This is a genomic window from Streptococcus sp. A69 (assembly GCF_058556195.1).
Window position 1 is genome coordinate 79,046 of sequence record NZ_JBZUJU010000003.1, and the last position, 26,282, is coordinate 105,327.

At 42.9% G+C, this 26,282-nt stretch carries 26 protein-coding genes; 4 read left to right on the forward strand and 22 right to left on the reverse strand.

All coding sequences use genetic code 11. The annotated features are described in order from the left end of the window. Positions 1-64: 64 nt before the first annotated feature. From AC4ME5_RS07915 to AC4ME5_RS07970, 12 genes are all read right to left on the reverse strand, one after another. Positions 65-1,321, reverse strand: coding sequence for a diaminopimelate decarboxylase (locus AC4ME5_RS07915; RefSeq protein ID WP_491800469.1), 1,257 nt, complete (start codon positions 1,319-1,321; stop codon positions 65-67). A 66-nt stretch (positions 1,322-1,387) separates the two neighbouring features. Beyond that, on the reverse strand, positions 1,388-2,215 hold the full coding sequence (gene purR / locus AC4ME5_RS07920; protein ID WP_002874197.1) for a pur operon repressor: 828 nt from the start codon (positions 2,213-2,215) through the stop codon (positions 1,388-1,390). A 104-nt stretch (positions 2,216-2,319) separates the two neighbouring features. Beyond that, complete coding sequence (locus tag AC4ME5_RS07925) at positions 2,320-3,261, reverse strand: 3'-5' exoribonuclease YhaM family protein (protein WP_007522403.1); 942 nt, start codon at positions 3,259-3,261, stop codon at positions 2,320-2,322. Then, the gene (locus AC4ME5_RS07930) at positions 3,251-4,507 is read right to left on the reverse strand and encodes a DNA recombination protein RmuC (RefSeq protein WP_007522404.1); all 1,257 of its coding nucleotides are present in this window, start codon (positions 4,505-4,507) and stop codon (positions 3,251-3,253) included. The genes AC4ME5_RS07925 and AC4ME5_RS07930 overlap by 11 nt, the downstream gene beginning before the upstream one ends. Position 4,508: 1 nt before the next feature. Continuing rightward, positions 4,509-5,171: a thiamine diphosphokinase gene (locus AC4ME5_RS07935; RefSeq protein WP_491800470.1), complete on the reverse strand. Its 663-nt coding sequence runs from the start codon at positions 5,169-5,171 to the stop codon at positions 4,509-4,511. Next, entirely contained in the window at positions 5,134-5,790 is a 657-nt protein-coding gene (gene rpe / locus AC4ME5_RS07940; protein ID WP_301351862.1) for a ribulose-phosphate 3-epimerase, read from the reverse strand. Before rpe ends, AC4ME5_RS07935 begins: the two co-directional genes overlap by 38 nt. A 10-nt stretch (positions 5,791-5,800) precedes the next feature. Beyond that, positions 5,801-6,679, reverse strand: coding sequence for a ribosome small subunit-dependent GTPase A (gene rsgA, locus AC4ME5_RS07945; RefSeq protein ID WP_007522410.1), 879 nt, complete (start codon positions 6,677-6,679; stop codon positions 5,801-5,803). Between the two features lies 1 nt (position 6,680). Further along, entirely contained in the window at positions 6,681-7,553 is an 873-nt protein-coding gene (rsmA, locus tag AC4ME5_RS07950) for a 16S rRNA (adenine(1518)-N(6)/adenine(1519)-N(6))-dimethyltransferase RsmA (protein WP_491800471.1), read from the reverse strand. Beyond that, positions 7,550-7,885, reverse strand: a complete 336-nt coding sequence (locus tag AC4ME5_RS07955) for a hypothetical protein (RefSeq protein WP_007522415.1) — start codon at positions 7,883-7,885, stop codon at positions 7,550-7,552. The genes rsmA and AC4ME5_RS07955 overlap by 4 nt, the downstream gene beginning before the upstream one ends. A gap of 194 nt (positions 7,886-8,079) precedes the next feature. Next, on the reverse strand, positions 8,080-8,934 hold the full coding sequence (locus AC4ME5_RS07960; protein WP_491800472.1) for an SDR family NAD(P)-dependent oxidoreductase: 855 nt from the start codon (positions 8,932-8,934) through the stop codon (positions 8,080-8,082). Positions 8,935-8,945: 11 nt separating this feature from the next. Next, positions 8,946-9,509 (reverse strand): ribonuclease M5, encoded by a 564-nt coding sequence (gene rnmV, locus AC4ME5_RS07965; RefSeq protein ID WP_491800473.1) that lies wholly within the window; start codon positions 9,507-9,509, stop codon positions 8,946-8,948. Then, positions 9,509-10,282, reverse strand: a complete 774-nt coding sequence (locus tag AC4ME5_RS07970; protein WP_491800483.1) for a TatD family hydrolase — start codon at positions 10,280-10,282, stop codon at positions 9,509-9,511. Before AC4ME5_RS07970 ends, rnmV begins: the two co-directional genes overlap by 1 nt. Positions 10,283-10,433: 151 nt before the next feature. Between AC4ME5_RS07970 and AC4ME5_RS07975 the strand changes: the two genes are divergently transcribed. Then, complete coding sequence (locus tag AC4ME5_RS07975) at positions 10,434-12,278, forward strand: APC family permease (protein ID WP_007522422.1); 1,845 nt, start codon at positions 10,434-10,436, stop codon at positions 12,276-12,278. 181 nt (positions 12,279-12,459) lie between these two features. Here AC4ME5_RS07975 and rpmH read toward each other — a convergent pair whose 3' ends face one another. Together rpmH and AC4ME5_RS07985 are read right to left on the reverse strand one after the other, a co-directional pair. Then, entirely contained in the window at positions 12,460-12,594 is a 135-nt protein-coding gene (gene rpmH / locus AC4ME5_RS07980; RefSeq protein WP_000831902.1) for a 50S ribosomal protein L34, read from the reverse strand. A gap of 144 nt (positions 12,595-12,738) precedes the next feature. Continuing rightward, a complete protein-coding gene (locus AC4ME5_RS07985; RefSeq protein ID WP_491800474.1) occupies positions 12,739-13,953 on the reverse strand; it encodes a pyridoxal phosphate-dependent aminotransferase in 1,215 nt (404 codons plus the stop codon). 246 nt (positions 13,954-14,199) lie between these two features. Between AC4ME5_RS07985 and AC4ME5_RS07990 the strand changes: the two genes are divergently transcribed. Beyond that, positions 14,200-14,652, forward strand: a complete 453-nt coding sequence (locus tag AC4ME5_RS07990; protein WP_000079164.1) for a universal stress protein — start codon at positions 14,200-14,202, stop codon at positions 14,650-14,652. A gap of 120 nt (positions 14,653-14,772) precedes the next feature. Here the strand turns inward: AC4ME5_RS07990 and AC4ME5_RS07995 are convergent, their stop codons facing one another. Together AC4ME5_RS07995 and AC4ME5_RS08000 are read right to left on the reverse strand one after the other, a co-directional pair. Further along, positions 14,773-16,704: a hypothetical protein gene (locus AC4ME5_RS07995; protein ID WP_007522428.1), complete on the reverse strand. Its 1,932-nt coding sequence runs from the start codon at positions 16,702-16,704 to the stop codon at positions 14,773-14,775. Positions 16,705-17,221: 517 nt separating this feature from the next. Continuing rightward, positions 17,222-18,616: a Cof-type HAD-IIB family hydrolase gene (locus AC4ME5_RS08000; protein WP_045616504.1), complete on the reverse strand. Its 1,395-nt coding sequence runs from the start codon at positions 18,614-18,616 to the stop codon at positions 17,222-17,224. A gap of 65 nt (positions 18,617-18,681) precedes the next feature. Here AC4ME5_RS08000 and AC4ME5_RS08005 point away from each other — a divergent pair, with 65 nt between their 5' ends. Continuing rightward, complete coding sequence (locus AC4ME5_RS08005; RefSeq protein ID WP_491800475.1) at positions 18,682-19,644, forward strand: asparaginase; 963 nt, start codon at positions 18,682-18,684, stop codon at positions 19,642-19,644. A 52-nt stretch (positions 19,645-19,696) separates the two neighbouring features. Here the strand turns inward: AC4ME5_RS08005 and ccpA are convergent, their stop codons facing one another. Beyond that, on the reverse strand, positions 19,697-20,707 hold the full coding sequence (gene ccpA / locus AC4ME5_RS08010; RefSeq protein ID WP_001090635.1) for a catabolite control protein A: 1,011 nt from the start codon (positions 20,705-20,707) through the stop codon (positions 19,697-19,699). Between the two features lie 204 nt (positions 20,708-20,911). Here ccpA and AC4ME5_RS08015 point away from each other — a divergent pair, with 204 nt between their 5' ends. Beyond that, positions 20,912-21,229: a DUF960 domain-containing protein gene (locus AC4ME5_RS08015; RefSeq protein WP_084938918.1), complete on the forward strand. Its 318-nt coding sequence runs from the start codon at positions 20,912-20,914 to the stop codon at positions 21,227-21,229. A gap of 50 nt (positions 21,230-21,279) precedes the next feature. Here the strand turns inward: AC4ME5_RS08015 and AC4ME5_RS08020 are convergent, their stop codons facing one another. Genes AC4ME5_RS08020 through folP form a run of 5 tightly spaced genes read right to left on the reverse strand, consistent with a single transcriptional unit; the run spans position 21,280 to position 26,254 of the window. Then, positions 21,280-22,563 carry a hypothetical protein gene (locus tag AC4ME5_RS08020; protein ID WP_084938919.1) on the reverse strand — a complete coding sequence of 428 codons (1,284 nt, stop codon included), beginning with the start codon at positions 22,561-22,563 and terminating at the stop codon, positions 21,280-21,282. Further along, positions 22,556-23,377 (reverse strand): 2-amino-4-hydroxy-6-hydroxymethyldihydropteridine diphosphokinase, encoded by an 822-nt coding sequence (folK, locus tag AC4ME5_RS08025; RefSeq protein ID WP_084872196.1) that lies wholly within the window; start codon positions 23,375-23,377, stop codon positions 22,556-22,558. Before folK ends, AC4ME5_RS08020 begins: the two co-directional genes overlap by 8 nt. A 41-nt stretch (positions 23,378-23,418) precedes the next feature. Then, entirely contained in the window at positions 23,419-23,973 is a 555-nt protein-coding gene (gene folE, locus AC4ME5_RS08030; RefSeq protein WP_000380916.1) for a GTP cyclohydrolase I FolE, read from the reverse strand. A 3-nt stretch (positions 23,974-23,976) separates the two neighbouring features. After that, positions 23,977-25,278, reverse strand: a complete 1,302-nt coding sequence (locus AC4ME5_RS08035) for a bifunctional folylpolyglutamate synthase/dihydrofolate synthase (RefSeq protein ID WP_223326606.1) — start codon at positions 25,276-25,278, stop codon at positions 23,977-23,979. Between the two features lies 1 nt (position 25,279). Beyond that, the gene (gene folP / locus AC4ME5_RS08040) at positions 25,280-26,254 is read right to left on the reverse strand and encodes a dihydropteroate synthase (RefSeq protein WP_491800476.1); all 975 of its coding nucleotides are present in this window, start codon (positions 26,252-26,254) and stop codon (positions 25,280-25,282) included. Between the last annotated feature and the right edge of the window lie 28 nt (positions 26,255-26,282).

A 26,282-nucleotide genomic window follows, 5' to 3' on the forward strand; every position in this document is an offset into this window, starting at 1 on the left:
AACAAGGTTTTTTTGTCTATTTTTTAGAAAGCAATCTGTTTTTCACTTTCATTTTCAATTTCTTTTAATGATCCGATTCAAAATCAAAACCATACAAGGTTGCGAAATAGTCCTCAGGGCGCTCTGCACGGCGGATTTGGCGGGCTTTTCCTTCTTCGGTATAAAGGATTTCTGCCGAGCGTAGTTTGGCATTGTACTGATAACCCATGGAGAATCCATGTGCACCTGTATCATGAATTACCAGCAAATCACCGATTTCTGTATGAGGTAGTTCGCGATTAATGGCAAATTTATCATTGTTTTCGCAGAGTGAACCGACCACATCTACCACCTCAACAGGGCCGTCTGGATGAGTAAGATTAGTGATATGGTGGTAGGCCCCATACATGGCTGGGCGCATGAGGTTGACTGCTGATGCATCCACACCTAGATAGGTACGGTAGGTTTTCTTCTTATGAGTGACTCTTGTGACGAGAGCTCCATGAGGTGCCAACATAAAACGGCCTAATTCTGTGAAAATCTTAACCTGACCAAGTCCTGCAGGTGTAAGAACTTCTTCATAAACCTTACGCACCCCTTCACCAATCACAGCGATGTCATTTGGCTCCTGGTCTGGGCGATAGTTGACACCAATACCGCCGGAAAGATTGATGAAATCTAGCGAAATACCCAACTTTTCCTTGATTTCAACGGCTAATTCAAAAAGCTGACGCGCCAACTCTGGGTAGTAGAGATGGGTGACAGTATTGGATGCTAGGAAAGAGTGAATCCCAAAAGTCTTAGCTCCTTTTTCCTTCAAAATCGCAAAGGCTTCAAAAAGCTGATCCTTGGTCATGCCAAACTTAGCCTCCCCAGGATTGTCCATGATGTCTGTTCCTAATTCAAAGACTCCGCCTGGATTGTAACGACAAGAAATGATTTCTGGAATGCCTGCTGCACGCTCTAAATGTTCAATATCTTCAAAGGCATCCAAGTTAATGGTCGCACCCAATTCACGCGCATAGGCATATTCCTTGTCAGGCGTGTTGTTAGAAGAGAACATAATTTCAGAACCGGGGAAATCCAGTTTGTGGCTCATCAGGAGCTCCACATAGCTGGAACAGTCCACACCACAGCCTTCCTCTTTGAGAATTTTCAAGATGACTGGGGTTGGGGTGGCCTTGACTGCAAAATATTCCTTAAAGCCCTCGTTCCATGAAAAAGCCTTGTTGACTGCTTGCGCTTTTTCGCGAATTCCCTTCTCATCATATAAGTGAAACGGAGTCGGGAACTCTGCAACAATTGTTTCTAAATCTTCACGGCTGATAAATGGTGTTTTCATAAGCATCCTTCTATTCTGTTTGCAAAGAAAGGCTGGGACAATCGTTCCAACCTTTAGTTCTATCTCTTATTTGTCTTCGTCAAAGATATTTCCAATCTCAACATCGATGGATTGGTTCTTAACATCAATATTGGTTACTTTCAAGAGTGACTTATAATCAAACTGCTTTTCACGTTCCTCTTGGGCATTATCTGCAAAGACTGCAACACCAGCCAATTCAGAGTCAAACTCACGTAAGAGACTAATCATCCCGTTGACAGTTCCGCCGCCTTTCAAGAAGTCATCCACAATCAAGACACGACTGCCTGCCTTGAGGCTGCGTTTTGAAAGGAACATTTTCTCAATACGGTCACCGCTGGAACCTGAAACATAGTTGACGCTGACCGTTGAACCTTCGGTAATTTTCAAGTCACGGCGCACAATAACAAATGGAACATTGAGGACATTGGCAACTGCATTTGCGAGTGGCACACCTTTTGTTGCTACTGTCATAACGGCATCGATTTTTTGGTCCATAAAGCTCTTGGCAATGATGCGCCCAATATTTTTCAAAATGGCAGGTGTACTAAGCAAATCAGACAGGTAGATGTAGCCACCTGGCAAGATACGGTCGCTTTCTGAAAGTTTGTCACGCAAGTCTGCGATCATTTCTTTGGCTTCATGGCTTGAGATTGATGGTGTAAAGATAACACCACCACCTGCTCCCGTCACAGTCTGGATATGGCCGATTTCGATTTCTTCAAAAGCACGCTTGATAATCACGATGTCCTCTGAGATAGATGATTTAGCAGATTCGTACTTTTCTGCAAAGGTATTGAGACTGGTTAGTTTGTATGGATTATTAATCAAATAGTTGGAAATGACAACCATCCGATCACTTCTTCTTAATTTCATTTTTATTTACCATTCCATTTAATTTTGATATTTTATCCATTATACCACATTCACATAAAAAAACGAACATTATTGCGTAAAAAATGCTCGTTTTTCTTAAATTATTAATCTAAATCTGGTTTATAGAAGGAACGATTGTCCATGGCGAAGATTTTGTTGGTCATTTCTCCTTTATCCACCAAAGCAAGAGCTGTTGTCATCATCATCATACTAGCATCTAGATTATCGATCATATGAATAATCTCTGCCTCCATAATGCGTGGACGAACTGGACTTCCATACTCTAGCAAGCCATGGTGACTGAGAATCACATGGCGTAGTAGCACCACTTCTTCCCTAGTATCATCGATGCCAAGCTCCATGACTGTCTTGGTGATTTCGCTATCGATTAGGGCGATATGACCGATGAGATTGCCTCGCACTGTGTACTCAGTCTGATCAGGACCGCTGAGTTCTAGAACCTTGGCCAAGTCGTGCAACATAATCCCGGCATAGAGCAGGCTCTTATTGAGCTGAGGATAGACTTCGCTAATAGCATCTGCCAAACGCACCATGGTCGCCGTATGATAGGCCAAACCCGTTTCAAAGGCATGGTGGTTGGTCTTGGCAGCTGGATAGGAGTAGAATTCCTTATCATATTTGGTGTAGAGACTGCGAACGATACGTTGCCAGACAGGATTTTCAATTTTGAAAATCATTTGCGACATGTAGTCACGAATTTCCTTGACATCGACTGGAGACTTGACCTTGAAATCAGCTGGATCGTTGGGTTCGCCAGGCTGAGGCAGGCGGAGAGTAATTTGATTGACTTGAGGAGTATTATTATAAACTTCTCTGCGCCCTTTCATATGGACCACTTTCCCTGCGGTAAAGGCCTCAATGTTATGAGGCTGGGCATCCCAGAGTTTTCCTTCAATCTCGCCACTATCGTCTTGGAAGGTAAAAGCTAGATAGTTTTTCCCAGCTCGTGTCTGTCTCAGGTCAGCTGATTTGATCAGGTAAAAGCCTTCAAACAGCTCATCTTTTTTCATGTGACTAATCTTCATATTCTTCCTCATCTTCTTGGAAATGGAGTAAATCAAGCGCAGGCTCACCTTCTGATAACTCAATGTGACGGAGCGTCCGCTCAATAGCTGTGGTGCGACGGTTTAATAATTCATCAATATTGCCAGAGGCATGTTGGAGATGTTTTTGTGCCTTAACCAAAATTCCCCCAAACTTGCCAAACTCGGTCTTGACGCTTGCAAGAGTCTTGCTGATATGGTCAGCACTCTTTTGGATATTGAGGGTTTTGAAGCCAACTGATAGGGAATTAAGCAGAGCCGACAGGGTACTTGGACCTGCGACAATAATCTGTTCTTCTCGTCTCAAATCATCAAAGAAGACAGGATTGCGGACGATTTCCGAGTAGAGACCTTCTGTCGGAACAAACAAAACTCCAAAATTGGTCGTCCGAGGCGGTGCTATGTATTTGCTCTTGATATCCTTGGCGAAACGCTTAACGCTTGCCAAGAGCGACTTGCGACAGCGCTCAATCTCGTCCTTGTCACCTGCTTCATAGGCTTCTTCTAGGCGGTAATAATCTGCCAGTGGAAACTTGGAGTCAATCGGCAGGTAGACAGTTTCCTGGTCGCCTTGCCCAGGTAACTTGATGGCGTACTCCACTCGTTCACTGGAGTTTTCAACCGTTGCATATTCTTGTTCGTACTGGGCAGGCGTCATGATGTCTTCGATGATTTGCCCCAGTTGCAATTCACCCAGAATCCCTCGCGTCTTGGTTCCGGAGAGAACTTTGTTGAGGGCTCCGACATCTCGGGCAACTGTCTGCATTTCTCCAAGACCACGATTGACAGACTCCAGTTGTTTGGAAACTGTCTCGAAGGAAGCCTGCAAGCGCGTCTGTAAGGTTTTTTCTAGCTTTTCCTCGACTGTTTGGCGCATTTGTTCTAAACGTTGCTCATTTGATTCCTGCAGGGCTTGGAGGCGTTGGTCGGTCTTATCTCTGGTTTGAAGGAGATTCTCGTTCATCTCCTGTCTAACTTGAGTCAAGCCTTGATGCAATTCGATTCGCACTTCCTGCAAGCGGTCGCTGACAGCCACCTCCAAGTCTTTTTGGTCTAGTTGACTAGCTTGTCTGGCTTGTTCAAAGCGATAATCCAACTGGTCTGACAGATGATCTGCTTGATCCTCCAAACTCTTGGCTAGATATTTGTCTTGCTTATCCTGTCTTTGCCAAATGAGAAAGAGCCCAAGAAGATTAGCAACTAATAAAATAATAAGTAAAATCTCCATCCTATCTCCTGTCCTTGCTATGCAGTACGACTACGTAGCCATCTGGGCAAGTCACCGAAACTTCCCTATCTATATATTCGTTAGAAGCGTACACTTTTTTAAAGAAAAAATTTTCCTCAGTCAACTCATACTTGGCCCCAAGAATAGTCAGCTGGCTATCCCGAACTGGCATAAAGGCTAGATAATCGTAGTCTGAACGGGGCTCTAGCTGACTGGTCCCTTCTGGACAATAGGCAATCAAGTTTTGCCCATCCTCAATCGCTATCTGGCGCATATAGGGTGCCAACTTGGGATTGCTAGGCAGAAAGACATTAGCCAGCATATGGTCAATTCGACCACCCAAAGCCCCAAAAATAGTCACCTGAGCCTGAGAATTTTGCTCAAAGATGGTCAAGAGAGCCAATTCCAGATCCGTATCATCCTTTTCTGGCTGGGCTTGGACAAAATGCCGGGCACGTTTTTGAATCAACTGACGCTCTTCTGCAGTCACCGAATCAAAATCCCCAACTGCTAGAGTGAGAGGCAGATCTTCTTCCAAGACCCAAAGCGAGCCTCGATCCACACCGACAAAGCAATCAAAATCCGTCCGGTAGTGACCTCGGTCTCCGCCTGCAAAAACGGCAACTCTAGTCCAGTTGTTTTCTGAGAGTTTGCACTCGTTCATTGACATCTCCCTTAAAGACATAGGATCCTGCTACAAAAACGGTCGCTCCAGCTTCTTTGGCCTGAGCAATGGTCTGGTCATCAATCCCACCATCGACTTCAATTTCAAAGTTCAAGCCTTTTTCCTGACGAAGGGCAACCAACTCACGAACCTTGTCCATGGTTTCAGGCAGAAAAGCTTGTCCCCCAAATCCAGGGTTAACTGTCATGACCAAGACTTGATCAACTAGATGAAGGACGTGCTTGATCGCCTCCACAGGTGTCCCAGGATTGATGACAACCGAAGGCTTGACACCAAGAGAGCGAATTTTTTGGAGGGCTCCATGGATATGAGGTGTTGCCTCTACGTGAATGCTGATGATATCTGCACCTGCACGCGCAAAGTCTTCTAAATGGTGCTCAGGATTAGCTACCATCAAGTGGCAGTCAAAAACCATCTTGCTATGGGGGCGAAGAGCTTCGACCACACCAGCACCAAAGCTGATTTGTGGCACAAAGTGACCATCCATAATATCGATATGGGCATATTCTGCCCCAGTTGCTTCTAGGCGTTTAATTTCACGTTCAAAGTTGGCATAATCTGCTGCCAGAATTGACGGAGCAATCTTGTATTGAGACATAGGTTTCTCCTTATTTTGGGATTTTTTTGCTGACTTTTTTATAGGTTTCTCTGCGATTTTCAATTTCGCTGAGGAATTGTAGGTAGTTGTCAAAACGGAAGCTGGCAATGGTCCCTTCCTCTACTGCTGGCTTGACCGCGCAGGAAGGCTCATGGGTATGGGTACAGGTACGGAATTTACAGTCTCGACTGACACTAGCAACCTCTGGAAAGGCCTGATTAAGGTCTTCCGCCGTTGATACCTCATAATCCAGTGATGAAAATCCTGGCGTGTCCGCAATCTTACCACCATTGAGATTGTAAAAACTAACCGCACGAGTGGTATGACGACCGCGACCTAGACTATCTGAGATTTCTCCTGTTTCAAGATTGAGATCTGGTGCGATTTTATTAAGAAGGGTTGACTTACCAACACCTGTCTGCCCCATAAAGACTGTCACCTTGGCTGTCAAAAGTGGCAAGAGTTCTTCCTTACTAGTCACAAAGTCGTAACCGATGGCACGATAGGTTTGTTGGAAAAAATCCAGTTCTCCCCTATCATCCAACAAATCCATTTTAGAAATATAGACGACGGGATGGATGCCCTTGTGCTCCAAAAGAACCAAGAAGCGATCCAATAAATTGCTATTAAAATCCGGCTCCTTAGCCGACATGATAACCACAGCTTGGTCAATATTGACAATAGGCGGACGGACCAAGCTATTTTCCCGTTCGTGAATCTTGAGAATGTAACCTTCTGAATTTTCCTCCGCAGAAAAGTCTACCCAATCCCCGACGTAGGGTGTATGACCTTTTTTACGAAAATTCCCGCGCGCACGCGTCTGGTAAACTTGACCCTCACTCTCCACATAGTAGAAACCCGCCAAGGCTTTAATGATTTGTCCCTGCATCTTAGAATCCTTGTTCTTTAAGCGCATCTGCTAAACTAGCAAATTCTGTCAAGCTGAGAGCTTCTCCACGTACACTTGGTGACAAACCTGCTTGATCCAAAGCCTTGGTCAACTTTTCCTTGACTTCCTCAGTCTTACCAAAATAGCCTGTCAGGTTGTTCCACAAGGTCTTGCGACGATGAGTGAAACTAGCCTTGGAAACCTTAAAGAAGAGCTGCTCATCTTCTACTGCTACCGCAGGTTCTGGGCAACGTACCATTTTCAAGATAGCTGAGTCCACGTTTGGCGCTGGCACAAAGACCGTACGAGGCACGATAAAGGCAACCTTGGCTGTCATGTAATACTGCACCGCAATCGACAAACTACCGTAAGCCTTGGTATTGGGCTGAGCGGAGATACGATCTGCCACTTCTTTTTGCATCATGACCACAAACTCGCTAAAAGGAATGCCACTCTCAATCAAGTGCATGAGGATAGGCGTCGTAATGTAGTAAGGTAAGTTGGCTACTACCTTGATTGGCAAATTAGGATTTTTGAAATTCTGGATATGCTGGGCCAAGTCAACTTTGAGAATATCCTCATTGACTACGGTCACATTGTCAAAATCACGCAAGGTATCTGCCAGGATTGGCACTAAACGGTGGTCAATCTCAAAAGCCATAACCTCAGCTGCGCGCTCAGCCAAAAACTCCGTCAAGGCACCAATCCCTGGTCCAATCTCGATGACATTGACCTGGTCATCAATTTCAGCCGTATCGACAATTTTTTGAAGGATATTGGTATCGGTCAAGAAATTTTGCCCGAAGGATTTTTTAAAGGTAAAACCGTGACGCTCCAGCACTGCCTTGGTCACGCTATAATCTGCAATTCTCATTTATTCTCTTTTCTAATATAATATGCTTCCGGGGTACTATGATAGAGCAAAACAAATAAGGGAGTCTCAGTAATTCCTTCCAACATCTCTTTTAAGATTGCATCTGGATGGATAATCTCTCGTGTTTTGGTGAAATAAACACCTTGTTCACCATTCCGATTACGGAGTTCCCAGGCCACATTGTTTCCTTGGACAGACGGTAAATAACGTCCCTTTTCTAGAAATTCAAAAAAATCTTTCACCGTCATGTCATCAGGAACTTCAAATTCCACCTCATGAGGCAGTACATCGTCCCCCATACACACAGAATCTCTATCAACTCGGATTTTCATTTCACTCTTTCCTTATAAGTTTCTATTTGAACACTATCAAAATAAATCTAAGTACCTCTATTGTAACACATTCCCTTTGTATTTTTGGGCTATCTGATTACTGTTATCACTTTTCAGAACTCTCCAAACAGATCTCGATATCTAAATTTCTTTCCACTATTGAAGCAGTCCATGAAATTTATTTTTCTAATCCTTTATGAATTGTCTCTTGAAAAAGTCAGGTGCTCAAGCAGAGAATAGAGTTTTTCTTGCTCCTCTTCTTCGTAAGCAGGTGCATTTGCTTTTACTTCCCTGCATTTCTCGTCATACAAAAATCCTTCATAGCGATCTTCTGTAGATAAGGCTGTATAAACTTTGGCCATTTCTTCAGGGCTAATCGAAAATTTCGACTTCATTTTATACAGATTTTTCATAAAAGTGTTGAGGTGATCATAGCGGCGCATATCAACTCTGACATTGGTCACACGGATTGCCTGAACCTTGATACCTTTCCAATGTTTCCGCATATAAAGTGACAGCATCAACAAGGCCAGTTTATTTTGATAATAGGTATTGGCAGGACTGTAACGTTTTTGACCAGATAAATTTTCAAAATCAAGTTTCATGAAAGGATAGAGTATCAGCCCTTGAGAAGAAATATTAATAATCCGACCACTTTCTGACTGTTCCAACAAGCCCTTCAACAAGGTAGAAAGTAAAAAGGGAGCAACCACATTGGTCGCAAATTGCTTTTCTAAACCATCCTTAGTCAGGATCGGCTTTTTGACCGATAAATCAAAATCAGCCGCATTGTTAATTAAAACATCTAAAGTCTCTTCTTTTTGGATATACTGCTCCACTGCTTTCCTGACACTCTTCATATCAGATAGATCTGCCAAGATATAATCTACTTGTCGATTTCCTGTCTGTTGACGAATTTCCTCACAGGCTTGCTCGGCAGCTTCTGCCCGCCTACAAAAGAGAGTTACCGACCAGCCCTTTTCAGCTAACTGTTTAGCAGCCTGGTAGCCAATACCACTATTGCCACCCGTAATAATTACTTTTTTCATTTCTTACTCCTTTAGATTGAATACTTGCGCATAGCTTCTTCCACTTCTGCCAAGGTCACTCCAAACAACTCTAAGCGCTTGAGCAACTGCTTGCCGTTGGAATAGCCGATGCGAAGCTGTTCCCCCAGATACTCTCGGCGCTTACGACTGTCTGCTCCCGCTAGGAAACCTAGGCGAATCAAGTCACCACGACTAATGTCAAACTCGTTCTCGTTTTCAAATTGCTCTGTCACCTGAGCAAGCGCTGTTTTTAGATCTTCATAGCTGGCGTGTTCGATTCCCAGTGAACGTCCCTTAGTCTTGGATTTGGGAACCGCTTCATCTCGCTTGAGGAAGGCATGCTGCACTGTCGGAATGGCCGTCATAATCATGCGACGAATGCGCTCACCGTTAAAATCTGGATCTGTAAAGACAATCACTCCATGCAGTTCATGCAGGCGCTGAATGCGTTCTATATCCTGGTCATTTATTGCGGAACCTCGTGTCTCATAGGTTTCCACGTCAAAGTAGCGTTTGAGATTAGCCGTATCATCGCGACCTTCGACCACGATGACTTGGGAAATTTTTTCTTTCATCACTTGCTGTCCAATCCAAAGATACGCTCTGCATTTGCAGTTGTTACTGTGGCTAACTCCTCAGTCGTCATCCCACGCAAATCCGCGATAAAATCTACCACATAGCGTGTGTAGGCTGTTTTGTTTTCACGGCCACGTTTAGGCACAGGAGCCAGGTAAGGTGCATCCGTTTCTACCAAAATCTTGTCCAAAGGAAGTTCCCTAGCAGCCTCTTGGATATCCGTCGCTTTCTTAAAGGTCACCACACCTGAGAAAGAAATGGTCATGCCAAGCTCGACAAACTTCTCCGCCCACTCCAAAGAGCCTGAGAATGAATGCATAATCCCACCACGAGGACCAACGCCCTCGCTCCTGATAATCTCATAAGTATCTTCTAGTGCATCACGGGTATGGACCACAAAGGGCAAGTTCAAATCCTTAGACAGCTGAATCTGACGACGAAAAACCTGTTCCTGCACTTCCTTAGGTGCTGTCATCCAATGGTAGTCCAGACCAATCTCACCTAAAGCGACAACCTTGGGATGTTTTAGCTTTTTAAGCAAGTTAGCTTCGACCTCGTCTGTGTATGTCCCTGCTTCCGTCGGATGCCAGCCAACAGTTGCGTAGAGTTGCTCATACTCATCTGCTAACTCTAGGGCACGTTCAATGGTCGGCTTGTCAAAACCAACAATGTTCATCCGAGTCACGCCCATCTCAGCTGCCAAGGCAAGTTCTTCCTCCTCACGTCCTGCAAATTCTTCCACATTTAAATGTGTGTGCGTATCAAAAATCATCTCTTCTAACCTCATTTTCTTCCATCTATTATACCAAAAATAGCATCCCTCGGCTTGTAAAAATATTCTAATACCAATCATTCTCCCTTGACTGCTCTTTTTCAAAGCAGTATAATAACACTTATTGAATTTTTCAGCAAAGGAAAAGAAAATGTTTAGAAAATTAAAATATACCTTTATCGGTCGACCACTCAAGTCTCTCACAGACGGCGAAGGAGGATTGTTGGGAAAAATGCAGGCACTTGCAATGTTATCCAGTGATGCCCTGTCTTCTATTGCCTATGGGCCCGAACAAGTCATTCTCGTATTAGTCAGTCTGTCTCCTCTCGCTATTTGGTGGAGCCTCCCTATTGGTATTTTTGTCCTCTTACTGCTCGCTAGTTTGACCATTTCTTATCGTCAGATCATTCATGCCTATCCTCAAGGTGGAGGAGCTTATATGGTCACTCGGGAAAATCTTTCCCCTGAACTGGGCTTGATTGCAGGAGGCAGTCTCCTTGTTGACTATATGCTGACAGTAGCCGTATCCGTTGCGTCTGGAGCTGATGCTATTACTGCAGCCATCCCTGCCCTCCATCCTTATAATCTTCATATCTCTATTTTCCTAGTCTGCCTGCTCATGCTCTTGAATTTAAGAGGATTGAAAGAATCTGCCAGCTCTCTGATGATTCCCGTCTACCTCTTTATCTTCAGTACCGTCTTTCTCTTGCTTTATGGGTTCTTTCAACTATTTACAGGTTCCCTAAACTATCAGGCGACTTCAACCATTGGACAAACTGTTCCGAGCCTTTCCATCGTTCTCCTACTAAGAGCCTTTACCAGTGGCTCTGCCTCTCTGACAGGGGTTGAAGCTATTTCAAATGCGGTACCATTTTTTAAAACTCCGAAAGAAAAGAATGCTGCTCAGACTCTGACCATCATGTCGCTGATTTTAGGATTTCTTTTTGCAGGCATTACCTTCCTAAACTACTGGATGGGTATCACGCCTCAACACGGAGAAACCATCCTCTCGCAAATGGCCAAGGGCATTCTTGGTGATTCATTCTTTGGTCATGCTAGCTACTATCTCTTCCAGTTCTCGACAGCCTTGATTCTAGCCGTAGCTGCAAATACTGGCTTTTCAGCCTTCCCTATGCTGTCCTACAATATGGCCAAAAACAAGTACATGCCCCATCTCTTTATGGAAAAAGGGGATCGCCTTGGCTACTCCAACGGTATCTTAACTCTGGCTTTTGGAGCTATGATCCTTCTTCTCATTTTTAACGGGAATACTGAGCGCTTGATTCCTCTTTATACTATCGGAGTCTTCGTTCCCTTTGCCCTTTCTCAGACTGGGATGATTCGCCATTGGAAAAAGGAAAAAGGAGCAAACTTCTTAAAATCTGCCTTCGCTAATATCCTTGGGGCCATCATTTGTTATGCCATTGTCCTCATTTTACTCCTCTTCAGACTGGGTGATATCTGGCCATTCTTCCCAATTATCCTAGTTTTAACCTTCCTCTTTTTGTCCATTCACAGCCATTACCTAAAAGTGGCAAAACAACTGCGACTCTACGAAGGAATTGAAAAACGCACTTATGACGGTAACCTTGTCCTTGTCCTAGTAGGAAATGTCACTCGAGTAAGTGTCGGAGCCATCAACTACGCTCAAAGTATCGGTGACGAAGTGTTGGCCATGCACATTTCTACTAAAGAAACGGTGGAAAAAGACCAAGAAATTCTTCAGGAATTTGCCGATTACTTCCCCAATATCACTCTGAAGAATATCAATACCAGCTACCGCGACATCATCACCCCTAGCGTTAAGTATGTCAAACGAATCGCCCAAGAAGCTAAGCAAAAAAACTATACCGTTACAGTCCTTGTCCCACAGTTCATCCCTAACAAGCCTTGGCAAAATATCCTGCACAATCAAATGAGCCTCAAACTAAAATACGCTCTCAGATGGCACGAAGACGTCGTTGTCGCTAGCTACTCTTATCACTTAAAAGAATAAACAAAAGCTCAAAATCAGTATCTTATATCTGGTTTTGAGTTTTTTGTATGTGACCTTTTAAATGAGCATTCCATGAATTCCATTTGAAATTGACGATTTTGTGGACAATGCACCCTTTAAGATAAAAAGAAAAGCCAGTAGACTCGAGTTCCTACTGACTTCTTTGCTGAATTTGTTTGGATTATGCAGCCAAAACTTTGCGTCCTTTACGACGACGAGCTGCCAATACGCGACGACCGTTTTTAGTTGACATACGGTTACGGAATCCGTGTTTGCGCGCACGACGAATTTTACTTGGTTGATAAGTACGTTTCACGATGAATACCTCCTCATAGATTTTGTATTCGTTTAGCCGGCTATAAAGTGATCAGTTACTAAACATACTTTACTATTCTATCTGATTCTGATACTTTTGTCAATAGCTCTAGGCAAATGTTTCCAGCTTTTTCTAATGTAAGCCCTATCTACGATACTGTTTCAAGAAACGAGTCATCTTTTCTTGGATTTGCGCCAATTCATCTATACGAGGGAGGTAAACGATACGGAAATGGTCTGGTTCCTTCCAGTTAAAACCACGACCATGAACCAAGAGAACCTTCTCTTGCTTCAAGAAATTGAGGACAAACTGTTCATCATCATCGATGCGATACATATTGCGGTCAATTTTAGGGAAAATATAAAGTCCCGCCTTCGGCTTGACCGCAGACAAACCTGGGATATCTTGGATGGCATTGTAAATGAAGTTTCTTTGCTCGTAGATCCGTCCACCAGAAAGGAGCAATTCGTCCACCGACTGATGCCCACCTAGCGAGGTTTGTACGACTTGCTGAGCCAAAACGTTAGAGCAAAGGCGCATGTTAGACAGCATATTAAGACCTTCAATATAGCCCTTGACATGTGTCTTAGGTCCAGATAAGACCATCCATCCTATACGGAAACCAGCGATACGGTGAGATTTTGAAAGACCATTCATGCTGACACAGAAGACATCTGGAGCCAGACTAGCTACTGAGACATGCTCATGACCGTCCATGACCATACGGTCGTAAATTTCATCCGCAAAGATGATCAAGTCGTTTTGACGTGCAATCTCGATAATCTCCAACAAGAGTTCCTTGGGATAGAGAGCTCCTGTCGGATTATTTGGATTGATGAGAATAATAGCCTTGGTATTGGAAGTGATTTTTGACTTGATATCGTCAATATCAGGGTACCATTCTGCAGCTTCATCACAGATATAGTGGACGGCATTTCCCCCAGCTAGGCTGACAGCCGCTGTCCAGAGAGGATAGTCTGGCATAGGTACCAAGACCTCATCTCCATTGTCCAAAAGCCCCTGCATGGACATGACAATCAGCTCACTGACACCATTTCCAAGGTAAATATCATCAATATCCACATTTGGGAATTTCTTCAGTTGGCAATACTGCATGATAGCCTTACGGGCTGAGAAAATCCCTTTAGAATCAGAGTACCCTTCGCTATCACGCGCATTCATAATCAAATCATGAATGACCTCATCTGGCGCTGTAAAGCCAAATTCTGCTGGATTCCCTGTGTTCAGGCGTAAAATCTTTTCTCCATTTGCTCGCATACGCATGGCTTCTTCTAAAACAGGACCACGAATATCATAAGCAACATGCTCTAGCTTGCTAGATTTGTTAAATTCTTTCATCTTTTTTCCTCAATTCGTCAGGATAGTAACATTATACCACTAGAAAGTCGCTGCGACAAGCTTCCATAAACAAGGAAGCAAAAGAAAAAAACATTGACAAAGAGAATTCTCACCAATTTTCTTTTATTTATATATACGCATTAAGTCTATGACCAACAAACAATATGATTTAAAATATGATTTTTACTTTACTTCTTTAGTGAAAAGGGTTACAATAAAAGCAAGAAAATTTCAGGAGGTTTCATTATGGCACAACGTTACCAAAATGTTATGGTCGCAATTGATGGTTCTAAAGAAGCGGACTTGGCTTTCGTCAAGGGTGTTTACACTGCCCTACGCAATGAATCCAAGCTCACTATTGTCCATGTTATTGACACACGCGCTCTTCAAAGCGTATCTACCTTTGATGCTGAAGTTTACGAAGAACTCCAAGCTGATGCTGAAAGTATGATGAAAGAGTATGAAAAGCGTGCAAAAGATGCTGGTTTAACTGATATCCACATCGTCATCGAAATGGGAAATCCCAAAACTCTCCTCGCTCGGACGATTCCGGATGCAGAAAATGTTGACTTGATTTTAGTTGGTGCTACAGGTCTCAATGCCTTTGAACGCCTCTTAGTTGGTTCTTCATCTGAATATATTCTCCGCCATGCAAAAGTCGATTTGCTGGTCGTGAGAGAAAGTGAAAAAACATTGTAATCATAAAAAAAGGAGCTCTGTGCTCCTTTTTGCTTACTCACATTTGGTCACAAAAAGGCTTTAAACAATTGTTTAAAGCCTCTGTCGTATTTAGAAAGTATCCAATCCCAAAATATCGAATTATTTGTAACTGTAAGTCCAGTAGTATACACCATTCCCGTCTACAACTGTCGCTACTGCACCTTCAGTTATGTTAGGATCAAGAAGCAATTCTCTCAGACCGCTGTTAGCCCATTTCTTAACGACAACAGCTGCGTCTTCGTCACGACGGCCAACAAAACCTGAACTATCGTATTGACGTGAAATTTCGTTTACCTTAGGAAGTGCTTGGTTTTGATAAATATCTTCTGACCAAGTCAACTCTTTCAAACCATTGGCCTTACGAGTTTCATTGATTTTTGCGAATGCTTCTTTTGCTTTTGAAAGATAGTCATAGTTTGTATCGTTTGTTGCTTCAACACGGTAAACAAACTTCACATATCCAAATTCTACGTCACTGTATTTCTTGTCCTCAACACCACTCTTAAGGTTGGCAATCAAGATATAGTCCTTAGCATATGGGTTTTCTTTGGTCTTCTCAAAGATATCAGCATCTTCGATTTCCCATTCGACTTTGGCATCCCATCCTGCGTTATCAAGGAACTTAGGATTCATCTTTTCGATAACGTAGTTCTTGAACTCTTCAACATTCTTGAATGGCAATGGTTGACCAGCTTTGGCAGTAGTTACCAAGTTTGTTGAGTAAAGTTTTACGCTAGATTTTTGATCGCTGTACATGTACTCATCATCAGCAGTATTTTCGTGAAGTTTTGGATCAAGAGCTGGATCGTTTGGATCAGTCATACCTTGGAGTTTCCATTTTTGTCCAATCCACTTCCAGTACGCTGAATATCCTGTACGTTCTGAGTTAGATGGTACATAGTAGTAATGAGTGCTACCATCGAAGTAGTAGTTTTTATCATTTTTAAGGGCTTTATCACCTGGTTTTCCTGGTGGGTAAACCAATTTTGGCGTTTGTCCATTTGGTGCCCAAGCCAAGTGTTCCAAACCTTCAGCCGGTTTTTCGACATACGGAGGAATTTGATCTTCACTTGGTTTATCCGTTGTTGTCAAACCAGGAGTTTCTGGCACAGCAGGTGTTGTTGGAGTTTCTGGTTTTGGTTCTGCTGGTTGCTCTGGCTTCGGAGCAAATGGATCAAACTCACCTTCTGCACCGCCAATTGGAGGATTTTCTGGCAAATCAAGACTTGGAGTTGTTGGTTGTTCCGGTTTTGGTTCAGCAGGTGTAGTAGGCTCATCAGGCTTATCTCCAGGCGCAGGTGTTGGAGTCTCTGGTTCTGCTGGAGTCGGAGTTGGAACTTCTGGTTGACTTGGTTGCGCTGGTTCAGCTGGTGTTGTTTCAACAGAAGCTTTTACTAGAACCCATTTACCATTTTGGTAATAGTAATAATCTCCATTATCCAATACATAGTAATGATAACCATTTTCGTAACGGTAATGTGGATCATTCTCCAAGTTATTTGTAGAAGAATTGTTAGTGTTTGTCAATGGCTTCCATTCACCATCACGGTAAATGCGGTAGCTACCATCGTTCATACGGTAATAATGATTTCCATTCCAATAAAGGTAATTCTCATCTTTAGTTAAGTTAAAGTAATTATTCCAATAGTTATCCCAATTATGCCAATAGGTATATCTTGGGTAATATCCTGTAGTCCAGTTGTTATAGTTATTGAACCCCCAATTGTTGTATGAAGGATAATAGCTTTCATACCCATAATTATAGCTTGGAGAGTAGTTGTTATACCCATAATTATAGCTTGGAGAGTAGTTGTTATACCCATAATTACTTAAAGTATAGTAATATCTACGATTGCGATTGCTAGTACTACGATTAGTATTACGAGAAGATGAACGACGACTAGATGATGTATAGTATCTATTGTTACTATATCCGTTAGAAGCAGCGTGAGCTTCACTTGGCGTAAAGGCTGGAAGCATTGTTGCCACTGCTAAAATTGAACCTGCTAAATAGGTGTATTTTTTATTCATTTTAAACCTCTTAAGTCTTTAAATTGAAAAATAAAGAAAACATAAAATCTGGAGAGCAATTGTGCACAAATTATATAACAGAATCTCAATCCAACTTCAAAACAATAACCAACTTTTTAAATGCAACTTACCTATAGGCCTAAAATAGATATGTTAACTTCTTGTCTCCTTACAATAAAAGTTACCAAAGAGTTTTAAAGTAGTCTAAATCTGTTTATATTTATTCGCCCTCTAAATCGATTCTAACACACTAAGTTTCAAATATCAAATAATTTGACTCACCTTTTTTGATAAAAATCTACAAAAAATTATATATCATACTAAAATATATAATTTTTAGTCTTTTTTTGTAAATGAAATAATTGCTTATTCTCTTTCCGAAAATATTCAAAATGTTTTCATTTCGTTTTATTATATAAAAAAGCTAATAATAATTAGTGATATATTCACAAAAGTTCGTTTTCTATTAATGTGGATTCAATAAAAACCTTTCTTGGTTTTTATCCCAAGAAAGGCTTCATGACTTATTTCTATTTCTTTCCTTATGTCGCTCATAAGCCTTAAGCTGACGTTGTAGCTCCTGTTTAATAGCAGGTTCTGGAGCATATTTTTCTTCCCAGTCATCTGGTTTTAAAATCTTGTGTGTAACTGGATCAAAATGAGCTTTTCCATCAGGGAAGACCTTCCCCATATTCGCTTCATGGACAATATCAAAAATACGTTCTGGATCCACTCCCATCAAAACAAAACTACCGTATGTGAAATACAGTGTGTCAATCAAAGCATCCACTTGACCGACCAGATTTTGCTTAGCAGGTGTCTTTTTCGCCACTTTCTCTGCCGCATTATCAAGTGCCTCATGCATGCTTGCAAGGGAGTTTTGAAATTCTTCCTCCGAAGAACTTGCTGCACGAACAAACTCCACTAATTCTTCAATTTTAAAGTCTGCGCGGTGGGTTGCACCTTCAGCATCCCATGCCTGTGGCTCTTCTTGAGTTCGTTCATCCATCATGTGGTGGAAGGTCTTGACCTTATTAAAGTGGTAGTCTCGACTGACAAACACTTTTTCTGAAGCCAAAACACCAAAGTGCTCGAGCGCCTTGTGGATACCATCTTGTTGATTACTTGCCGTAATATGCTTGGCAACTTCTTTGACACTGCTACTGCCATTCCCCATAGCGACCGACATACCAACACCCGCCAACATTTCCAGATCGTTGTCTGAATCACCAAAGGCCATGACTTGGTTGAGATCAAAGCCATATTCTTTCCCGACTCGGCGAATGCCTTCTAATTTGGAATTTCCTTGGTTAATGATATCTGCTGCAAAAGGATTGCTTCGAGTTAATTTCAAATCTTCAAAATCAGCTGCTGCCTTCTCAGATTCCTCTGGCGTCATCAGCATCAAAACTTGATAAATGGGTTGATTAATCAAGTTAAGCAGGTCGTCTTCCTTTTGAGGAACTGCCTTGCTGACCATTCGATTAAAGGAACGGCTAACGGTTCTTGTCAGAACAGTCGGAATAAAACGACTAACCAGTTGAGAAAAGGATCCGAGACCAAATGACATAATTTTCGAACCAACAACGGCATGCTCGGTTCCAAGAGCGATTTCTTTACGCTCCTTTTTAGCATAAGCAATCAGTTGACGCAGGCTTGACTTAGCAATCGGACTTGCAAAGAGTACCTTTTCTTTATTAAAAATGTATTGGCCATTGTAGGTAACCGCAAAATCCAAGTCCAAGTCTTCCATCAATTCCTTGACAAAAAACGGCCCTCGTCCTGTCGCTACTCCAACAAGTACCCCTTGCTCTTTGACAATCTTAATCGCGTCCTTAGTGGATTTCAAAACACTCTTACGATCGTTGACTAGCGTTCCATCGATATCAAAAAAAACAGCTTTGACTTCCATCCTATTCCATTCTCCCCTTTTGTGTTACAATGATTATACCACATTTCAGAAAGAGTGACTAAATCATGCCTAAGAAAATCCTTGTTTTACATACAGGTGGGACTATTTCCATGCAAGCAGACACCACTGGTGCCGTTGTAACTAGTCAGGACAATCCCATGAACCATGTTTCCAATCCACTTGAAGGGATTGAGGTTCATGCCCTAGACTTTTTTAATCTGCCAAGCCCTCATATCAAACCCAAGCATATGCTTGCACTCTATCATAAGATTAAAGAGGAAGCTGATAACTACGATGGAGTTGTCATCACACATGGTACAGATACCTTAGAAGAAACAGCATACTTCCTTGATACCATGAAAATTCCTCCCATCCCCATCGTTCTAACAGGGGCCATGCGTAGTTCAAACGAACTTGGTAGCGATGGTGTTTACAACTATCTGAGCGCTTTGCGAGTTGCCAGCGATGATAAAGCAGCCGACAAGGGCGTTTTGGTCGTCATGAACGATGAGATCCACGCAGCCAAGTATGTTACCAAAACTCATACGACCAACGTCAGCACCTTTCAAACCCCAACACATGGACCACTTGGCCTCATCATGAAGCAAGAAATCCTCTACTTCAAAACGGCCGAACCTCGTGTCCGTTTTGATCTCGAGCATATTCAAGGTCTGGTTCCCATCATCTCAGCCTATGCAGGTATGACAGACGAGCTGATCGATATGTTAGACTTGGAACAACTGGATGGCCTAGTCATTCAGGCCTTTGGAGCAGGCAATGTTCCCAAAGAAACAGCTCAAAAGTTAGAAAATCTCCTCCAAAAAGGAATTCCAGTCGCCTTGGTCTCACGATGTTTTAATGGTATTGCTGAACCTGTCTACGCCTACCAAGGTGGAGGAGTGCAGTTGCAACGAGCTGGTGTTTTCTTTGTCAAAGAACTCAACGCTCAAAAAGCGCGCCTCAAATTATTAATTGCCCTTAATGCTGGACTAAAAGGACAAGCTTTGAAAGACTATATGGAAGGCTAATCCTCTTCTCTAGAACACAAAATCAGGAAATCTCACGATTCCCTGATTTTTTCTATTTACGTTTTCGTGTAGAGCGACGTTCTGTCAAACCATGAGGCAAGAGAACTTCACGTTCTTCCAACTCTTCCTTATGCATAATCTTCGTCAACATACGCATGCTGATAGCACCTAAGTCATAAAGAGGTTGGGCAATAGTTGTCAAGTTTGGACGAGTGAATCGTGCAATCTGAGAGTCATCTGTCGTAATGATTTCAAACTCTTCTGGCACAGACACACCGTGGTCAGCCAAACCATTCAACACACCCGCAGCCAATTCATCACCTGTTACAACTGCGGCTGTAGCTTGTGATGAAATCAAGCGTTCTGCCAAGGCATAGCCATCGTCATAGCTGTATTTTGATTCGAAGACCAAGCCCTCGCTATAAGAATGTCCAGCTTTTTTCAAGGCTTCCTTGTAACCGATCAAACGAACCTTGCCATTGATATCATCAACAAGTGGTCCACTCACAAAAGCAATCTTTTCGTTTTCTTTGAGAAGGTAGCTTACAGCATCAATCGTTGCTTGTTTGTAGTCGATATTGACACTTGGAAGTTGGTGTTCTACATCCACAGTACCAGCAAGAACAACCGGTGTCCGTGAACGAGAAAACTCTGAACGAATCTTTTCAGTCAAGTGATAGCCCATAAAGATAATCCCATCGACTTGTTTTGAAAAGAGAGTGTTGACCACTGAAACTTCCTTTTCATCATCCTCATCACTATTTGCTAGGACAATGTTATACTTGTACATTTCAGCAATGTCGTCAATCCCCTTAGCAAGTGTTGAGAAATAACCATTGGTAATGTTCGGAATCACAACTCCGACTGTCGTTGTTTTCTTGCTAGCTAAACCACGGGCTACCGCATTTGGTCGATAGTCCAAGCGATCAATCACTTCTAGGACTTTTTTTCGAGTGTTCTCTTTAACATTCTTGTTGCCATTAACGACACGGCTAACTGTTGCCATCGAAACTCCTGCTTCACGGGCGACGTCATAAATCGTTACTGTATCATCTGTGTTCATTCCGTTTCCTTTCTATAATGAAAATTTCGCTTTCACGCATCTACTTACTCCATTTTATCACTTATTGTAAACACTTTCAAGTATTTTTAGGAGAAACTTTGAAAAAATTTCATTCTTCATTCTCATTTTGAAAAAGCGAGTAGGTTTCCTTGATTTTTCAGCTTTTTTACTGTATGATAAGAAAAATAAAAGGAGGAAGGAAACATGGCTTTTACAAATACCCAGAGACGTTCGGCCAGTTTTGGTGTTGTGACCAGCTTACCTGATGATGTTATTGACTCTTTATGGTTCATTATCGATCATTTTTTGAAAAACGTCTTTGAATTAGAAGAAGAACTTGAATTTCAGCTTCTCAACAACGAGGGGACAATTACCTTCCATTTCTCTAGTCAGAACCTTCCGACTAGCATTGATTTTGATTTCAATCATCCTTTTGATCCGCTTTACCCTCCTAGGGTCCTTGTTGTAGACATGGACGGTAGAGAAACCATCCTCCTTCCAGAAGAAAATGACCTATTTTAAAAACTCTAGCTTCTCGGCGTAAATTGCTGAGGAACTAGAGTTTTCTTTTTCTAATAAATGGATCGACTGACAACTAGACCGTTGGGTTTTGTATACTCTAAGTCAAGATAATCCTGATAAGTCCCTGGTACAATGAAACCTTGGGGACTCAATATATCAGTCCCAGCTTTTCCTACGATAGAGTCTGCCAGCAAGACACAATTGGTACTGAGAACGAAGTAGGTCTTAAACTCGGATGAGCTGAATTTATAGAGGGTCGCATCTGCTTCCTCTTTTAGTTGGTAGGAGTAGGTATGCTTGACCTCTCCCTCTCTTCTTTTCATCAACTGCGAACTTGGTTCCCAAGGAATTAACAGGTCTTCTATCTCCGCTAGGCGAGCTTGGATAGCTGTTTTCTGTTGGTCCGTCAAACTCAGACCATAAGCAAACAAGGTCTTCTGACTTTCTCTCTTACAGAGCTCGATGTATTTTTCCCGATTGGCCTTAAACAAAACACCGTCTCCAACCATGCCGAATAAACGCTCCGAGTGAGGATCATACGAACCATAGGAAATAACCTGCCCTTGATAACAAATATCCACATGTCCCATGGCGAGGAAGAAAGAGGTTTCTGAGGTATGGATAAAAATTTCCAGATCAACCGTCTGGTCGTTTTTTCTTTCCGAATGAACTTCCCCTTCTTGGCTTTCATGATTTGCCAGCCACTCATTTAGTTTTCGCAAGGTACTGATAGGGATCAGAGCCGTCACAAAGATCGGCAAGGTCATTCGCATATGCCGCTTCAGCTTGGGATTGTTTTCTATCTTTTCAAAAAAGAAACCGTCCCGAAGGCTACTAGCCCCTAACATGAGCAAGTAAAACCCAAGCAAGAGCAATTCAAAATTTGCTGCATCGTGAAAAGGAGAGATGCTATAAAGCCCGAATCCTATCATCCATACAGCATCGAAGAGATGATGGAGCCGAGGATGAATAGCATTTTTTCGATAGAGAGACCAGGTCACAAGACTAATGCCACCCGTAAACAGCTGGTAGCTCGCAATGACAAAGACTAGGAGATAGAGGGTAAGGTCTTGCAAGATGATAGAGTCAAACACCAGAGCCGCGACCACCAGCTTGGCCAAGGTTACAAAGATGTTTTCCCGACGTTTTTTATCCTGAAACCAGCGAGTCAACAAGTGCCAAACTGCTGACAAGGAAAAGTAGCCCATCAGCAACTGGTACCCCATTCGCGGAATAACTTGTCCAAATCGAATCAAGAGAAGCCCTAAAACAATAGCAAGTAGTCCCTCCCCGATACTCTTCCACTTGCTATAGGTCTCGGAAAGTTTAGGCATTTCCTTGCTCCAACTGGTCAACCAAGTATCGAATTGGTTGCTTTAGGATCGGATGGATAAAATGGGGAGCTATTTCTTGCAGAGACTCAAGGACAAAGAGACGTTCTGCTACATAAGGGTGAGGTAAGATGAGGTCGTCTGTATAAATGACCTGGTCCTCCACAAAGAGCAAGTCCAAATCAATCAAACGAGGGCCCCAATGCACTTCTCGAACCCGTCCCATCTCTGACTCAATGCTTAATAGGGTCTCTAACAAGACTGGTGCTGGTAGCCAGGTTTCTACTTCAATCACCTGATTAGCAAAACTATCTTGCTCCACACCGCCCCAAGGTTCCGTCGTCAAAACACTGGATTCTTTGAGAATATGGATGCCGCGAGCTCGCAGTTTGTCAATAGCTTGTTCCAAGTTTGCTTGCTTATCGCCCATATTGCTTCCTAGGCCGATAAAGGCCCGTTGCTTGCGACGGTGGATGGTTACTGAGCAGGTATCAAGTGGTAAGTGGACTGGAGCCCAAGGTTTTTTGAGTTCCAGCTTAATTTCTTGAACAAGAGGATAAGCCTCAAAGGTACGCTCTACTAGTTTGTAGGCTACCGTTTCAATCAAATCCTCAGCGCTTTCCTGAAACCAAGTCGTCCACTGTTGGCAAAGTTCTCCATAGTGGACAGAAGAAGCCAAATCTAACTCAGTCGCCGCCTTGGTCATATCATAGGATAAGCTTGCGGAAATAACAAACTTTTGTCCCAATTCCTTCTCACTAGGAAAAAGACCATGATAGGCAAAAATTTCCAAATCTTTAATCTGCAGTTGATCCATAACTAGTCCTTTCTAGAAAAATCCGCACGCAGCGGATTCTTTTATAGTCCCATAAGACGATAAGCCTGATCTCGGAGATCCTTATCTGTTTCAAATAGGCCACGGGCTACGGTCGTCAAAGTTGCAGTGCCTGGTTTTCTGACACCACGCATACTCATACACATATGCTCAGCCTCAATGACAACAAAGGCTCCCTTAGCCCCTAGATAGTCCATCAAGGCATCAGCTACTTCAATATTCAACCGTTCTTGAATCTGTGGTTTTTTAGAATAAACTTCAACTGTGCGGGCTAGCTTGGACAAACCTGCCACACGTCCATCTGGAATATAGGCAATGTGCGCTCTCCCATAGAAGGGCAAGAAGTGGTGTTCACACATGGTGTGGAAAAAGATATCCTTCTCCACCACCATATTATCGTCGATAATCTCAAAGGATTTTGACAAATGTTCCTCCGCAGTTTGGCCAAGACCTGAAAAAATTTCTTGGTACATACGAGCTACACGAGCAGGCGTTTCCTGCAAGCCCTCACGATTAGCGTCCTCTCCTACAGCCTCGATAATCATTTTTACAGCTGCTTCAATTTTTTGTGTATCCATTCTCTAGTTATTCCTCTCCATTAGGTAGGCTCTCACTTGGCTCAAGAAATACAAGGAACCCGTGACAATCCTAACTGTTTTTTTCTCTTCATTTTTATCTGTCAATTTCTGCTCTAGAACATCCTGCCAACTTTGGTAATTAAGATTTCTAGACTTGGCTGTCTCTTTCAGCACGCTTTCATCCGTCGCCCGACTATCGTCAAAATGGGTTAAAGTCAATTGACTATCTGGCATCGTCTCTAGTAAATCCAGCATATCATTCAAGGCCTTGGTTTTAATACACGTAAAGAGGATTTCCTTATGATAATCCGCAAAGCGTTCTTGCAAGGTTGCCAATAAAGCCTTGATAGCATGGGGATTGTGGGCTCCATCCAAAAGCAACAATGGGTCTCTAGACACGACCTCCAAACGCCCCGGCCAACTGGTTTCCTCAAGAGCTTGAGCAACCAAGGCATTACTTGCAAATTCTCGCCCAGTCTCCTGGCAATAAGTGTCTAGGAGGGCAAGCGCCATCCCCGCATTCTCGATCTGATGTAAACCAATCAGACCTGTTTGAAAGCAACCTTGTCTGACAGAACTAGTATAGTCAAAGATTTCGCCTGTCACCACACTTTCTTGATGACTGACTTGATAATCACTCCCATAGACAAGTCTCGGTGCATGTTTAACTTCTGCCATATGGTCGATAACAGCCAAGGCTTCTGGAGCAATGCGACCTGTCACCAAAGGAATACCTTGTTTGATAATACCAGCTTTCTGCTCTGCTATGGCTTCCAAGGTGTCACCAAGTAGGGCTACATGATCCAGTCCAATGGTTGTGATGCCTGTTAAAATGGGCTGGCAAACATTGGTACTATCCAGAAGGCCACCCATGCCGACTTCCATGATAGCCACATCTACTAGCTCTGAGGCAAAGTAATCATAAGCTAAAGCTGTGATAATCTCAAACTCAGTTGTTCCCTGCAAATTGTCAGCAGATTCTCCCTCAAGCAAAGACTGATAGTCTGCCATGAGGGCTTCTAGCCTAGCCTCGGGAATGGATTCCCCATTAATGCTAATCTGATCCGTATAATGAATGAGATAGGGCGAGCTGAACACCCCAACTCTCAGTCCTAGCTTTTCCAGCATCTTTTTCAAAAAAGCAATGGTAGACCCCTTGCCGTTGGTCCCTCCGATATGGATGACCTTGAGTTTGAGATGGGGATTGCCTCGCAGAGCTAGGAGTTCTACCATGCGTTCCAAGCCAAAATGCGGTTGGTCCGTCCGGTAGTGGGCAATCCATTGATTGTTTTGAATTTCGTTCATCTTATTTATATTGTTTTAAATCTAGATTTTCTGCATCATCTGCCAATCGAATAGCTGACGCAATTTCAACCGCCATCCTGTGACTGGCTACATCGTGCACGCGCACCACTTCCACACCCTGTCTCGCAGCGATACTGGTTACATGAGCCGAAGCTGTGTCCCGATTGCGGAAACCGACTTCCGTTTCAGGATTGACTTCAAAGCCATTTTCCTCCAGGATATTAATGACAAACCGCTTACGCGAAACTCCAAGAAAGATCGGATATCCTTGCTGGTGTAATTTATCAAGGTCCCGTAGAAGGAGTAGATTTTCCTTCTTGGTGAGACCAAAGCCAATCCCTGGATCCAGCAAAATGTTTTCTCTTGCAATTCCAGCTTCCTCCGCTCTCGCTAGAGCACGTTCAAAGAAAGCCTCCATCAAGTCTTCGATTGGCACTTTTTCAAAGTCAGCTAACTCTTCTTCTGTAAAAGCTTGCCCAAAACCAAAATGAGGAAATATGAGTGAACTAGGGTGCTGAGGTCGAGCCATAACTGGATTAAACATGATAACCACTTTTGCTCCAGCCTTAGCAACCACATCCGCCATTTTTTCATCACCCATAAGACCCGTGATGTCATTTACCAGATTGGCACCAGCAGCCAAAGCAGCCTCTGCCACCTGACTTTTCCATGTATCGATAGAAATGAGGACATCACTTTCCTCACGGATAGCTTTAATCACTGGAACAACACGCTGGATTTCCTCTTCTATCTCAACATAGCTACTGCCCGGCCGAGTCGATTCTCCACCGATATCGATCATGCACGCTCCTTCTGCTATCAATTTACGGGCTTGCTGGAGCGCCTGCTCAAGAGCAAAAAACTGCCCACCATCCGAAAAGGAATCTGGGGTTACATTGATAATGCCGCAAATGGCTGTTTTTACGTGGTTGACTTTATTGGACATAACGGTCACTTCCTTAAGGTTCTTTACCATATTATCTCTCTATTTTACCATAAAAAGA